The organism is Janthinobacterium sp. 13 (assembly GCF_002749695.1).
GTDB lineage: Bacteria > Pseudomonadota > Gammaproteobacteria > Burkholderiales > Burkholderiaceae_D > Janthinobacterium > Janthinobacterium kumbetense.
Genome location: NZ_PEEQ01000001.1, coordinates 5,102,432 through 5,116,149, shown reverse-complemented (window position 1 = coordinate 5,116,149; position 13,718 = coordinate 5,102,432). Strand labels below are relative to the sequence as shown.

At 62.5% G+C, this 13,718-nt stretch carries 13 protein-coding genes; 5 read left to right on the top strand and 8 right to left on the bottom strand.

Annotation, left to right across the window (positions count from 1 at the left end; genetic code table 11):
- Window positions 1-2: 2 nt before the first annotated feature.
- The 5 genes from fabD to CLU94_RS22530 form a co-directional block, all read right to left on the bottom strand.
- Entirely contained in the window at window positions 3-944 is a 942-nt protein-coding gene (gene fabD, locus CLU94_RS22550; protein WP_077406717.1) for an ACP S-malonyltransferase, read from the bottom strand.
- A 33-nt stretch (window positions 945-977) separates the two neighbouring features.
- Window positions 978-1,976 carry a beta-ketoacyl-ACP synthase III gene (locus CLU94_RS22545; protein ID WP_099667259.1) on the bottom strand — a complete coding sequence of 333 codons (999 nt, stop codon included), beginning with the start codon at window positions 1,974-1,976 and terminating at the stop codon, window positions 978-980.
- 15 nt (window positions 1,977-1,991) lie between these two features.
- Entirely contained in the window at window positions 1,992-3,059 is a 1,068-nt protein-coding gene (gene plsX, locus CLU94_RS22540; RefSeq protein ID WP_034779241.1) for a phosphate acyltransferase PlsX, read from the bottom strand.
- A 210-nt stretch (window positions 3,060-3,269) separates the two neighbouring features.
- The gene (rpmF, locus tag CLU94_RS22535) at window positions 3,270-3,452 is read right to left on the bottom strand and encodes a 50S ribosomal protein L32 (RefSeq protein WP_034749653.1); all 183 of its coding nucleotides are present in this window, start codon (window positions 3,450-3,452) and stop codon (window positions 3,270-3,272) included.
- A 248-nt stretch (window positions 3,453-3,700) separates the two neighbouring features.
- A complete protein-coding gene (locus tag CLU94_RS22530; protein WP_099667258.1) occupies window positions 3,701-4,198 on the bottom strand; it encodes a YceD family protein in 498 nt (165 codons plus the stop codon).
- Between the two features lie 224 nt (window positions 4,199-4,422).
- On the opposite strand from CLU94_RS22530, the gene CLU94_RS22525 reads away from it, so the two are divergent.
- Window positions 4,423-5,031 carry a Maf-like protein gene (locus CLU94_RS22525; protein ID WP_099667257.1) on the top strand — a complete coding sequence of 203 codons (609 nt, stop codon included), beginning with the start codon at window positions 4,423-4,425 and terminating at the stop codon, window positions 5,029-5,031.
- A gap of 18 nt (window positions 5,032-5,049) precedes the next feature.
- Window positions 5,050-5,799 (top strand): SAM-dependent methyltransferase, encoded by a 750-nt coding sequence (locus tag CLU94_RS22520; RefSeq protein WP_099667256.1) that lies wholly within the window; start codon window positions 5,050-5,052, stop codon window positions 5,797-5,799.
- A gap of 76 nt (window positions 5,800-5,875) precedes the next feature.
- Here the strand turns inward: CLU94_RS22520 and CLU94_RS22515 are convergent, their stop codons facing one another.
- Window positions 5,876-6,793, bottom strand: a complete 918-nt coding sequence (locus CLU94_RS22515; RefSeq protein ID WP_070255356.1) for a 23S rRNA (adenine(2030)-N(6))-methyltransferase RlmJ — start codon at window positions 6,791-6,793, stop codon at window positions 5,876-5,878.
- Between CLU94_RS22515 and CLU94_RS28465 the strand changes: the two genes are divergently transcribed.
- Window positions 6,737-7,000, top strand: a complete 264-nt coding sequence (locus CLU94_RS28465; RefSeq protein ID WP_180278538.1) for a hypothetical protein — start codon at window positions 6,737-6,739, stop codon at window positions 6,998-7,000. The two genes, CLU94_RS22515 and CLU94_RS28465, sit on opposite strands and share 57 nt — an antisense overlap.
- A gap of 70 nt (window positions 7,001-7,070) precedes the next feature.
- Window positions 7,071-7,502: a thioredoxin family protein gene (locus tag CLU94_RS22510; protein ID WP_099667255.1), complete on the top strand. Its 432-nt coding sequence runs from the start codon at window positions 7,071-7,073 to the stop codon at window positions 7,500-7,502.
- A gap of 2 nt (window positions 7,503-7,504) precedes the next feature.
- On the opposite strand, the gene CLU94_RS22505 is transcribed toward CLU94_RS22510, so the two are convergent.
- Both CLU94_RS22505 and CLU94_RS22500 read right to left on the bottom strand, forming a co-directional pair.
- Window positions 7,505-9,787, bottom strand: a complete 2,283-nt coding sequence (locus CLU94_RS22505) for a xanthine dehydrogenase family protein molybdopterin-binding subunit (RefSeq protein ID WP_180278735.1) — start codon at window positions 9,785-9,787, stop codon at window positions 7,505-7,507.
- A 10-nt stretch (window positions 9,788-9,797) separates the two neighbouring features.
- Window positions 9,798-12,935 (bottom strand): EAL domain-containing protein, encoded by a 3,138-nt coding sequence (locus tag CLU94_RS22500; protein ID WP_099667254.1) that lies wholly within the window; start codon window positions 12,933-12,935, stop codon window positions 9,798-9,800.
- Between the two features lie 259 nt (window positions 12,936-13,194).
- Between CLU94_RS22500 and CLU94_RS22495 the strand changes: the two genes are divergently transcribed.
- Window positions 13,195-13,701, top strand: coding sequence for a DUF1993 domain-containing protein (locus CLU94_RS22495; protein WP_034779265.1), 507 nt, complete (start codon window positions 13,195-13,197; stop codon window positions 13,699-13,701).
- The last annotated feature ends 17 nt before the right edge of the window (window positions 13,702-13,718 follow it).

The following is a 13,718-nucleotide window of genomic DNA, read 5'->3' as shown; positions in this document are numbered from 1 at the left end:
GTTTATTTGAGCTGCGTCAAAATGCGTTCCAGCGAAGCCTGGTCAACGATGGCGTCGCCCACCAGCACCGGGTCGATGCGCTTGGCCAGGCCCATCAGGACCTTGCCCGGACCGCATTCGATCACTTGCGTGATGCCATCCGCGGCAACCTTTTGCATGGTTTCCACCCAGCGCACGGGGCTGGCCGCCTGGCGTACCAGCGCATCCTTGATGCCGGCCACGTCGTTGACGATGGCCACGTCGACGTTGTTGATCAGGGCGATCTGCGGCGCGGCGAACGTCAGGCCGGCCATGTATTCGCGCAAGCGGTCCGACGCGGGCTTCAGCAGCGACGAGTGGAATGGCGCGGAGACGGGCAGTTTCATGGCGCGCTTGGCGCCCTTGGCCTTGGCCAGTTCGCAGGCGCGCTCGACCGCAGCCGTGTGGCCGGCGATGACGACTTGCGCTGGCGCATTGAAATTGACGGGCTCGACCACCAGGGCGGGGTTTTCCGCCGCCGCTTCCGCACAGGCGGCGCGCACGTCGTCATCCGACAGGCCCAGCACGACAGCCATCGTGCCCTGCCCGACGGGCACGGCTTCCTGCATGGCTTGCGCGCGGAAACGCACCAGCGGCACGGCATCCTTGAAGGAAATGACGCCGGCGGCGACCAGCGCCGAGTATTCACCGAGACTGTGACCGGCCACGACCGTCGGCACGGGGCCGCCGGCCGCCAGCCAGGCGCGGTAGAAGGCCACGGCCGCCGTCAGCATCACCGGTTGCGTGTTGGTGGTGAGATCCAGTTCTTCCTTCGGACCTTCGGCGATCAGCTTGCCCAGGTCGAATTGCAGGGCGTCCGACGCTTCGGCGACGGTCTGCGCAACCACGGGGTTGCCGGCGAAACCGTCGAGCATCGCAATCGCTTGCGAGCCTTGGCCTGGGAAAACAAATGCAAATTGTGTCATGTCGACTCCGTTTTTTTTAATAATGTTGCGGGATTACATGCGCGCCAGCACGGCGCCCCAGGTAAAGCCGCCGCCCACGCCTTCCATCATGACGTTGTCGCCCTTCTTGACGCGGCCGTCGCGCACGGCGATGTCGAGCGCCAGCGGAATCGAGGCGGCCGAGGTGTTGCCATGCTGGTCGACGGTGACGACCATCTTGTCCAGCGGCAAGCCGAGTTTCTTGGCCGTGCTGTTCATGATGCGGATGTTCGCCTGGTGCGGGATCAGCCAGTCGATCTGGTCCGAGGTCATGTTGGCATGTTCCAGGGCTTCGTGCGCGACTTTTTCCAGTACGGACACGGCCAGCTTGAACACGGCCGGGCCATCCATGTAGAGGAAGGCGCTGCCGTCCAGCGCGCCGCCAGCCAGGCTGCCCGGCACGCTGAGGATGTTCGAGTGGCGGCCATCCGCGTGCAGCTTGGTGGCCAGGATGCCCGGCTCTTTCGATGCCGTCATGACGATGGCGCCGGCGCCGTCGCCGAACAGCACGCAAGTGCCGCGGTCGTCGAAATTGAGGATGCGCGAAAACACTTCGGCGCCGATCACCAGCACGTTCTTGTGCATGCCCGACTGGATGAAGCTGTCGGCCGTGGCCACCGCATACACGAAACCGCTGCAGACGGCTTGCACGTCGACGGCGGCGCAGTTGTTCGTGATGCCCAGCTTGTTTTGCACGATGCAGGCCGTGCTGGGGAAGCTGCCGAAGAAATCGGGGGTCGAGCTGGCGACGATGATCAGGTCCAGGTCGTTGCCGTTCAGGCCAGCCATTTCCAGGGCCTTTTTGGCCGCTTCCACGCCCAGGTCCGAGGAGTTTTGCGACGGCGCCGCGTAATGGCGCGCCGAAATGCCGCTGCGCGACACGATCCATTCATCCGACGTCTCGATGCCCTTGGCGGCGAGCTGTTCGGTCAGATCCTGGTTGGTGACGCGCTTCTCCGGCAAGTAGCTGCCGGTACCGATAATTTTGCTGTAAGTTTTGCTAAAAACAGTCATGCAAATACCCGTCCACTAAATGGTAGAGCTTGTTGATGTAGGTTCGTCCGGTACTGGCGTGCGCGGCATCAGCTCGGCGATCAGGCTGGCCAGGTGCGCTTGCACGTCATTTTTTGCCGCATCAAAGGCGCGGCGCAAGGCCCATTCGAAGGAATAGGCATCGGCGCTGCCATGGCTCTTGAAGACGAGACCACGCAAGCCCAGCAGGCTGGCGCCGTTGTAACGCGATGGATTCAAGCGGTTGCCGATGGCTTTCAGGGCCCCGCGGGCGATCAGCGCGCCCAGCATGGTAATCGGATTGCGCTTGAATTCGGAAGTGAGCACGTCTTTCATGAAGCGCGCCAGGCCTTCGATGGCCTTCAGGGTGACATTGCCGACAAAACCGTCGCAGACGACGATATCGGTCGTGCCCTTGAAGATATCGTTGCCTTCCACGTTGCCGTAGAAGTTCAGCGCGCCACGCTCGTGGTCGGCCTGCAGCAGCTTCGAGGTGAGCTTCACCACTTCATTGCCCTTGATATCTTCCGTGCCCACGTTCAGCAAGCCGATCGTGGGGCGTGCGATGCCTTCCATGGCGGACACGAGCACGGAACCCATGATGGCGAACTGGTGCAAGTGATGCGGTTCGCAATCGACGTTGGCGCCCAGATCCAGCATGTAGGTGGGGCCGTTCTTTTGATTCGGCAAGATGCTGCAGATGGCCGGGCGGTCGACGCCGGACATGGTTTTCAATACATAGCGCGACACGGCCATCAGGGCTGCCGTATTACCGGCGGAAACGGAGGCTTGCGCCACGCCGTTCTTGACCTGTTCGATGGCCACGCGCATGGAGGAATCCTTCTTGCGGCGCAGGGCCACTTCCAGGGGATCGTCCATGGTAACTTGTTCGGAGGCATGCAATACCGACAGGCGCGGATGCGTGTCGGCTTTATGTTTTTTCAGTTCGGCACGGATCACGTCTTCCAATCCAACAAGGATCAGTTCGGCTTCAGGCTCATGTTTTACGAAGGAAATTGCTGCGGGGATAGTGACTGAGGGACCGTGATCTCCGCCCATGCAGTCGATAGAAATTTTGATTGTCATTTGTGTTGATTCAATACCGCTGCGGGCGTGCGGCAAGATGTGAATCGGACTGGAGCATATGCAGGGCGCAGCATGTCATGCACCGCCTGAGCAAGCTTGATTCAAAATGACGGGTGCGCAAGATGAATTGCAGCCGATAAAAAAGAAGAAGCGGCGCCACGCCGAATAACCACGCAACACCGCTTTCATCTTACCCAACAAAAACGTCGATTACTCGTCGTTTTTGGTCTTCAACACTTTACGGCCACGATAGAAGCCGTTAGGGCTGATATGGTGACGCATGTGTGTTTCGCCGGTAACTGGCTCGACGCTCAATTGCGGCGCGACCAGGAAGTCGTGCGAACGGTGCATGCCGCGCTTGGAAGGGGTTTTCTTGTTCTGTTGAACTGCCATGATGACTCCTAATACATAAGTTCTAAAATTTTAGCACAATCGATTAGCAAATACATGCGAATCGAGTATCCCAGCGGCAAAGACTACCCGAAAATAGCCCGGACCGACATCGTTTATTACAATTACATTTCACTACACTTGCCATACTCGATTACTACACGCGTTTGACACGTTCTTTACTCGGAACCCCACAAACCTGCTGCGCTGACCGCTCGCCACGGTTTTTAAGGTTTCCTTTCTTACACTACTTATTCTGGCTTCAAGTCTTTCAGTGCCGCGAACGGCGACTTCTTTTCAGTCTTGAGAGCATCGAGCTGCGCCGTATCGGGGCAGACGTCGTGTTTGGGTACCTGCGGCAGGGCCAGCAAGGCTTCATCTTCGATCAGGGCCGCGGCATCCATGCTGCGGCTGCCGACGATCACGTCGATCGTTTCATCGTTGATGATTTCTTCGATCTCGTCCGCGTGCTCGTCATCCTTGCCCAGCATCAGAACAGTCGAAGAATCTATCGCGTAAGCATACGGAGTCAGGCAGCGCTGGCAAACCAGCTGAACGGTGCCGTTGACCGACAAGGTCAGTTGCGGGTAGCCCAGCTTGCTGGTGCCGCCGACGATCTTCCAGGCGATCTCGCCGGAATTATCTGCACAATCCTTGGTCAACCGGGTCATTTCAGCGACAGGAGTTACACCCTCGCGGCTCCCGCTGATACGACAAAAATCAAAGGCGTCGATCACAAAAGCATTCATTGGTAGAAAATTTCCCCGGAAAACCTGCGATAATAACAGGGTTTTTAGCACGGAGTCAAAGGCTAAGCATCTTTTTTTGACGCAATCATTGCCATAAACATGACAATTTCATTAACACCGTCATGCCGCATGGAGCCTCAGTCAGGGGCTCTGCGCCCTGGAATTTGCGTGAAATTCCACTGACATCGACCAGCGCGGCCATGCCGGCCGCCATCCACCACCGAATGATACCAACTTCCGCCCCATTGCGCTTGATTCTTGCATCGAGTTCGACCTACCGCAAGGAATTGCTGGAACGCCTGCGCCTGCCTTTCGAAGTCGCCGTGCCCGATCTCGACGAAAGCCCCCTGCCAGGCGAAAGCCCCAGCGCCACGGCCCTGCGCCTGGCCCAGGCCAAGGCGCAGGCCGTGCTCGACCGCCATCCTGGCAGCCTCGTCATCGGCTCCGACCAGGTCGCCACCCTCGATGGCGCGCAGATCGGCAAGCCCGGCAACCATGCGAATGCCCTGCAGCAACTGCAAACCATGCGCGGACGCCAGACCGTGTTCCACACGGCCCTGTGCCTGCTGGACGGGCGCCAGGCGGTGCCTGTGGCGCAGGTGGAAGATGTCCAGACCCTCGTCACCGTGCGCGACTTGCCCGATGCCGAGCTGGACGCCTACCTGCGCATCGAGCAGCCGTACGATTGCGCCGGCAGCGCCAAGAACGAAGGCCTGGGCATCGCCCTGCTCGAACGCATCGCCACCACCGACCCGACCGCCCTCACCGGCTTGCCGCTGATCGCCCTCACCGGCATGCTGCGCAAGGCAGGCGTCACGTTTTTCACCCTTTAATTTACCGACAATAAGAATATGACCGGCACCCTGTACCTGATTCCCAACCACCTCGGCCTGTCCGACAGCCCGGCCGACCCGCTGGCCCACATCATTCCAGAGCAAGTACGGCACATCACGTCCCAGCTCGATTATTTCGTTGCGGAAAATGCCAAGACGGCGCGCGCCTTCCTGAAATTGATCGGCAACCAGCATCCGCTGGCCAAGCCACTGCAGGAAATCACGATTTCCGAACTCAACGTGAATACCCCGGCGCAAGCGCTGGCCGGCTTGCTGGCGCCCCTGCTGGCGGGGCGCGACGCGGGCCTCGTATCGGAAGCGGGCGTGCCCGCCGTGGCCGACCCTGGCGCCGACCTGGTGCGCCTGGCGCATCAGCACGGTATCAAGGTGCGTCCGCTGGTGGGCCCTTCGTCGATCCTGCTGGCCGTGATGGCCAGCGGCTTGAACGGCCAGAGCTTCGCCTTCAACGGCTACCTGCCCACGGATGCGGCCCTGCGCGCCAAGCGCATCAAGGAACTGGAAGGGCGTTCGCGCAATGAAAAGCAGACCCAGCTGTTCATCGAAACGCCATACCGCAACGCCGCCATGCTCGACGCCCTCGTGGCGCAATGCGCGCCATCGACCCTGATCTGCGTCGCCACCGACCTGAGCCTGGACACGGAAAGCGTGCAAACGTGGAATGGCGGACAGTGGAAGAAACAATTGGCTGCCGGCAAGGCTCCTGACTTCCACAAGAAACCGACCGTGTTCTTGCTGCTGGGACAGTAATCCCCCGCCCATAAAAAACGCCACGGGTATATTGCCCGTGGCGTTTTTTATTACAGTACTACCAAGACAAGCAGGATTACACTCTTCTGGTGCCCGTATTCTTCTGTCCGCCCTTGCCCGTTTCCAATACGAACTTGGCGCCGTCGTCGCGGCCCAGCACCTTCACCAGGTAAGGCATGACTTCGCGCAACATCGGCTCCAGGGTGTACGGCGGATTCAGGATGAACATGCCGCTGCTGTGCAAACCGAAGCCGTCCGGCGACGGGGTGTTCACCGTCAGGGTCACGTGCAGCCAGTCCGAGCTGGGCAGTTGCTTGAGCTTGTCGGCGAACTGGCGCGATTCCATGCGCTGCAGTACGGGGTACCAGACGGCATACATGCCCGAAGGGAAGCGCACGAGGGCGTCGGCCAGGGTGTCCTTGACCTTGCGGTAATCCATCTTGTCTTCATACGGCGGATCGATCAGCACCAGCGCGCGGCGCGATGGCGGCGGCAGCAGGGCTTTCAGGCTCTGGAAACCATCCGCCTTGGTGATGATGACGCGCTTGCCGCGCACGGTAGGACGCTCGCCCTGGGCCAGAGCATGCGCCTCGACCTTGCGGAAGTTGTCGGCCAGAATCTTGGCATCGGCGGGATGCAGCTCGAACAGGCGCAGACGGTCTTGCTCGCGGCTGACCTTGTCGGCGCAGTACGGCGAACCCGGGTAATAGCGCATCTTGCCGCTCGGATTCATTTCCTTGATCAACTTCATGTACTCGGCCAGCGAAGCTGGCAAGTCCGTGCGGTCCCACAGGGGCGCGATGCCCGTTTCGTACTCGGCATTTTTCGATGCATAGCCGCCGTCGAGCGCATACACGCCCGCGCCGGAATGGGTATCGATATAACTATAGGCGGTATCTTTTTGATTCAGATATTGCAACAACTGAATCTGCACATAATGTTTCAACACATCGGCGTGATTACCCGCGTGAAAGGCGTGGCGGTAACTCAACATAAGCTGGCTAATTCCATAATAAAAATAAATAAAGGCGGGAGCGCTGACACCGGGCAGGGCATGAAAACAGACTGGAGGGGTCAGGCTGCGGGGCCAGGAAACAACATGGACCAGCGTAATCAGCGCGCAATTACCAGCATTATCCACCAGAAAGGTGCGTTGCATCAAAAAACACGGATAAACAAGCTCATGCATTCCCGCGACTGACGTCGTCGGGCGCGGTAGAATACGCGCATCGGGCGCCCGGCGCCCATCGCCCTACTGAATAGATACGACCATGCACAGCCTGACCCTCACGACCGATAACCGCGCCGACGTCGCGGCAGCCCTGGCCGGCCCGCGCTGGACGGTGGCCTGCCTGTGCGCGCTGTGGTGCGGCACTTGCGGCAGCTACCGCGCCACGTTCGAGGAACTGGCCGCGCGCCACCCGGACACCGTCTTCGTCTGGGTCGACATCGAAGACCAGGCCGACGTGGTGGGCGACCTCGACATCGACAACTTCCCCACCCTGCTGATCCAGCACGACGACAACGTGGCCTTCTTCGGCACCGTGCTGCCCGACGGCGGCCTGGCGCACCGCATGGTGCAGGCGCAGCAGGCGCTCAGCGCGCAGGAACTGGCGGCGCTGGCCGGCAGCACGCAGGAACGCCGCGACTGGCAGCGCGACTGCAACTTGCGCCACATGCTGGCCGCGACACTCGATCAGTAAGATCAGCCCAGGCGCAGCGGCAGGCTGCGCAGCCGTTTCCCCGTCAAACTGAACACGGCATTGGCCACGGCCGGCGCGATCGGCGGCGTGCCCGGCTCGCCCACGCCTTCGGGGTGTTCCGCGCTGGCGATGATGATGGTTTCCACCTCGGGCGTTTGCCCCATGCGCAGCACGGGATAGTCGTGGAAGTTGCTTTGCTCCACTTTGCCTTCCTGGAACGTGATCTCGCCGCCCAGCGCCGCGGACAAGCCGAACAACACGGCCGACTCCATCTGCTGGGCGATGATGTTCGGATTGACGGCGATGCCGCAATCGATGGCGCACACCACGCGCTGCACGCGGATCTCGCCATTTTCCACGGATACCTGCGCCACTTGCGCGACGATGCTGCCGAACGACTGGTGCAGGGCCACGCCATGCGCATGGCTAGGCGGAGGACTGCCCGCCCTGGCAACGGCCGCATCGAGCACGGCCAGGTGGCGCGGATGTTTCACCAGCATGGCGCGGCGGAAGGCGACGCCGTCCTGCCCCGCCGCGTGCGCCAGTTCGTCGATAAAGCTTTCCTTGAAGAAGGCATTGTGCGAGTGCCCCACGGAGCGCCAATAGCCTACCGGCACGGCACTGTCGGCGATCACGTGGGCGATGCGCTGGTTGGCGATTTCATACGGCATGTCGAATTCGCCTTCGGCCGTCGTCTTGTCCGGCCCCGCGCCGGGCAAGCCGAAATTGCGCTGCAAGAACTGATGCGTGATGGAAGCGCTGACGGATTTGTTGTCCCAGGACGCGATGCGGCCGTGTTCGTCGAGGCGGGCCGCGAAGCGGGCCAGCGCGGCGGGACGGTACATATCGTGCCGGGTGTCCTGTTCGCGCGTCCACACCAGTTGCACGGGCGCGCCGCCGCACTGCAGCGCGATGGCGACGGCCTGGGCCACCATATCCACTTCCAGGCGGCGGCCGAAACCGCCGCCGAGCAGCAGCACCTCGATCGTCACATCCTTCGCGTCGACGCCGGCCACCTTCGCCGCCACATCGACGGCGATACCGGGCGCCTGCGTCGACACCCACAGCATCACCTTGCCATCCTTGACTTGCGCGGTGCAGTTGACGGGTTCCATGGCGGCGTGCGCGAGAAACGGCGCGCGGTACTCGGCCTTGACGCTGCGCAAACCCTGCACGGCCTTGCTTTCCACCTCGCCGCTGGCGTGGTACGCATGGCCCGCCTCGCTGTCGAGCAGGCGGGCAAACTCCGCATACACGCCGGCGCTGGACAGGTTCGCCTGCGGACCGGCCTTCCACTGCGTCGGCAAGGCGGCGGCCGCCTGTTTCGCGCGCCACCAGGTGTCGGCCACCACGGCGGCGCACGAGGTGACCGACGTGCCGCGCTGTGGCAGGTGCGGCGTCAGGTCCAGCACCTTTTTCACGCCCGGCATGGCGAGTATGGGCGCCGCGTCGAACGCGGCCAGGGTGTCGCCCAGGCGCGGCGGCAGATGCAGGGCCGCATACAGCATGCCGGGCGGACGCGCATCGATGCCGAAACGCGCGCTGCCATTGACTTTGGACGGCGTGTCGCGGCGCGGCGCCGGCTGGCCGATCAGCTTGAAATCCTTGGGAGATTTGAGCACGGGCGCGCCCGGGTCGATTGCGGCGGCGTGCTGCGCCAGGCTGGCGTAGCTGGCGCGCCGCCCGTCCGGGTGGAGCACTGCGCCATCTTCCGTGCGGCATTGCCCGGGCGGCACTTGCCACAGCACGGCAGCGGCGCCTACCAGCATGGCGCGTGCCGACGCACCCGCTTCGCGCATGGGGCCCCAGCCATCCTTCACGCTCGACGAGCCGCCCGTGACGACCACGCCCAGTTCGCGCGCCGCCTTGGCCACCGTCCACTGCGCCAGCGCCTTCAGGCGGCCCTGGTCGTCCGGGTGGAACGGCAGGCTATCCTTGAGCATGGCGACATTACCGAAGATCTTGTCCATGGGCGCCTGGATCAGCTTGACGCTGCTCAAAGGCACGTCGAGTTCCTCGGCCACCAGCATCGGCAAGGCCGTGTGCACGCCCTGCCCCATCTCGCTGCGCGGCATGGCCAGGGTCACCGTGCCGTCCGTGCCTATGGCCAGCCAGCCGTTCAGGGCCACGGCGCCATCCTGCAGCGGCAGCGGCGCGCTGCCATGCAGGCGCTGGCGCGGCGGCAGCACGCCCCAGCCCAGCACCAGGGCGCCCACGCCGGCCACGCCGAGACCCAGACCGCCGAGCAGGAAACGGCGGCGCGACGTGTTTTTTTCTCCGGCCATGGGATACCCTTTAATTGGTTAGTGGTTGATCCAGCGGATCGGTCCAGCGCTCCAGCATATCCTGTGCCAGCACCGGACGGCTATAAAAATAACCTTGCGCCAGCTTGCAGCCATGGCGCAGCAGGAAGGCGGCCTGCTCTTCCGTCTCCACGCCTTCGGCGATCACGGACAATTGCATGCTCTTGCCCAGCTGGATGATGGCGATCGCGATCGCCTCGTCATTGACGTCCGTCGAGATATCCTTGATGAAGGAGCGGTCGATCTTCAGCGTCTGCACGGGCAACTGCTTCAGATACGCGAGCGAGGAATAACCGGTGCCGAAATCGTCGATGGCCAGGCCCACGCCGATGGCGTGCAAATCGTTGATGAAGCCCAGCGCGTCGCCCGTGTTCATGATCACCGATTCCGTCACTTCCAGCTGCAGGCGCTGCGGCTCCAGGCCCGTTTCCATCAGGATGTCGGCCACCATGCCGGCGATGCTGCCCCGCTCGAACTGTTTTACCGACAGATTCACGGCCATCTTCGGCACGTGCAAGCCCTGCGCCTGCCAGCGCATCATCTGGCGGCACGCCTCGTCGAGCACCCATTTGCCCAGCTGGTTGATGAAACCGCTGTCCTCGGCCAGCGGAATGAAGCGGGCCGGCGGCACCAGGCCCAGTTCCGGATGGTTCCAGCGCACCAGCGCCTCGACGCCGACCAGGCGGCCCGTGTCGATTTCCACCTGCGGCTGGTAATTCAGGAACATCTCGTTTTTCTCGATCGAGCGGCGCAAAAAGGTTTCCAGGCGCAGGCGCTCGACGCCTTCGCCCGTCATCGACGGCGCATAGAAGCGGTAGCCGTTGCGCCCGCGCGCCTTGGCCTGGTACATGGCCACGTCGGCATTGCGGATCAACATGTTCAAGTCCAGCGCATCGTCCGGATACAGGCTGATGCCCACGCTGCAGGTGACGAACAGTTCATGGTCGGCCACCGTGAAGGGCTGGTCGAACATGGTCATCAGCTTTTCCGCCACCTGCGTCGCACCGTACTCGCCGTCGACGCGTTCGAGCAGGACGATGAATTCATCGCCGCCCAGACGCGCCAGGGTGTCGCCTTCGCGCAGGCGGGCCGCCAGCTGGCCGGCCACCTTTTGCAGCAATTCGTCGCCCACATGGTGGCCCAGGGTATCATTGACGTTCTTGAAGCGGTCCAGGTCGATGAACAGCACGGCCAGCTGCTCCTGGTCGCGCGCGGCGCGCAGCAAGGCGTGCTGCAGGCGGTCGTGGAACAGCAGGCGGTTCGGCAGCGCCGTCAGCGGGTCGTGGTGGGCCATGTGGTCGAGCTTTTCCTGCGACTCCTTGATCAGGGTGATGTCGCTGAACACGCCCACGTAATGCGTGGTGGTGGCGTGCGTGTCGCGCACGGCGCTGATGGTCAGCCACTCCAGGTACAGTTCGCCGTTCTTGCGCTGGTGCCAGATTTCGCCGCGCCAGAAACCGCTGGCCTTCAATTCGTCCCACATGGCCTGGTAAAACGCCGCGTCGTGGCGCGCCGAGCGGGTCAGCGACGAGTGCTGGCCCACCGCCTCGGCCTCGGCATAGCCGGTAATCTGCGTGAAGGCGGGATTGACGGTGACGATGATGCCGCTGGCATCGACCACCATCACGCCGTCGGCGATATGTTCGAGCACGGTGGCCGACAGGCGCAGCTTTTCCTCGGCTTCCTTGCGCGCCGTGATGTCGGCATACACCCAGATGCTGCCTTCATTGGGGCGCAGCGGATCGAGCGCACAGCCGCTGACCAGCGCCCAGAACAGGCTGCCGTCGCGCCGCTTGTACTGGCGCTCCTCGCTGAAATCGCCGCCCTGGGCCAGCGCCGGATACTGGCGCTCGCCCGCATCCTCGAAGTCATACGCACTCGCAAACACGATGGACGTCGAACGGCCCGTCATCTCGGCATGGTCGTAGCCGAACAGCTCTTCGCAGCGGCGATTGACGGAAATGATACGGCGGTGACGCACGAACATCACGCCGAACATCACGTTATCGAGAATCGCGCTCTGCTCCGTCAGCAGCGCTTCGATGCGCATCTCGTGGTGCTTGCGCTGGCTGATGTCGGCAATGATGCCGTCGACCCAGATGACGCCCTGCTCGCCCGCCTGCGGCTGGCCATTCTCGGCCACCCAGCGTTCGATGCCGAAAGCGTCGATGATGCGGTATTCCAGCGCATACGGCCGTACCTCGGCCACCGCCTGGCGCACGGCGCGGCGGTGCTCGCGGCGGTCTTCCGGGCAGATCAGGTCGGCCCAGGCATGCGTGGTGCCGCGCATGAACTGGCGCGCCGAATAGCCGGAAATTTCCTCGATGGCGTCGCTGACGAAATCGATGGGGCCGTCGGGCCGGTAGCGGAAGACGGCGCCCGGCACCTGCGTGACGATGCTGCGGAAGCGCTCTTCGCGCTGGCCCACGTCCTCGAACAGCTGGCCGATGGCCGCGCGCATTTGCTCGAGCTGGGCCGTCAGGCGCCCCAGTTCGTCATTGCTATGCGAAGCCAGGGGCGTGTCGAAATCGCCGTGCGACAGGCGGTCGGAAAAGCGCGTCAGGCGGCGCAGGGGTTTCAACAGGCGGCGGTTCAGGAACAGCACGATCAGCGCCATCGACACGGCCAGCTGTGCGCCCAGCACGAAAATATAGGAGATCTGCTTTTCGCGCAGCTCCTGCTGGCTGCGCGCATCGTCCATTTCGACGACGACGTGGCCGATGCGTTCGCCGCGCACGAGGATGTCGCGCTCGGCGCGGTACAGATTGCCCACGGGGCGCTGCGGCGCCCGCAGGCGGATGAATTCCGTGTCGCCCTGCCCCAGCACCTTCACCAGCAGCACGGAGCGGTCGCGCATCACCGACTCGACCAGCGAGTGGGCCGATTCCGCATTCATGTTCCACAGCGACTCCTGCATGCCCAGCGCCAGGATGTCGGCATTGCGCTGCAAGGCCTCGTTCAGGCTGGTGCGCGCCGACTGGCGCTCATGCACGCCGACCAGCACGTAGCTGCCGAAGATGGCGGGCACGACCAATCCGCCAAAGACCACCAGCAGCAAGGCGCCATAGATCGACGAGCCATACAGCACGCGCAGGCTGGCGCGCAGGCGCTGAGAAGGTGAATTAAACATGCGGCGACAGGGCAACAGGGATCAGGCGGGCGATCATTGACTTTACAGGGGAATCGGGTGGCGAGGCGGGACGAATCTTTATCAGGAGCAATTATGCATGCAAAAAGCGGGAAAAGTCACCAACAAACACGCGCCGGCGGCTACCTGATGTCATATAAACAGGGTTGAAAAACCACACGCATGCCGGCGCGCCAGGCCGGCGCCAGCAGAAAAGCGCGCAGCTTGCTATCATCGCGCCACTTTACCTAGAGGAACCATCATGACCTTCTCCATCTACTCCGCTTCGATCCCCGTCTTCAAACAGATCCTGGGCAGCCTGGCCGCCATCCTGGACAAGGCGGAAACGCACGCGCAAGACAAGAAAATCGACCCGAACGCCCTGCTGCAATTCCGCCTGTTCCCGGACATGCTGCCGTTCGTGCGCCAGATCCAGATCGCCACCGACTTCGCCAAGGGCTGCGGCGCGCGCCTGGCCGGCGTGGCCGTGCCGCCGTATGAAGACAGCGAACAGAGCTTTGCAGAGCTGAAGGCGCGCATCGTGAAAACCATCGCCTTCCTGGAAAGCCTGCCGCAAGCGGACATCGACGGCAGCGAAACGCGCGCCATCACCACCGGCAGCGGCGAAAAGACCAAGCACTTCACGGGCCAGACCTATCTGTTCCACTACGCGCTGCCGCACTTCTTCTTCCACGCGACGACGGCGTACGACATCCTGCGTCACAATGGCATCGAAGTGGGCAAGAAGGATTTTATTGGTAGTTATTAATCGTTAGCGCTGAAATA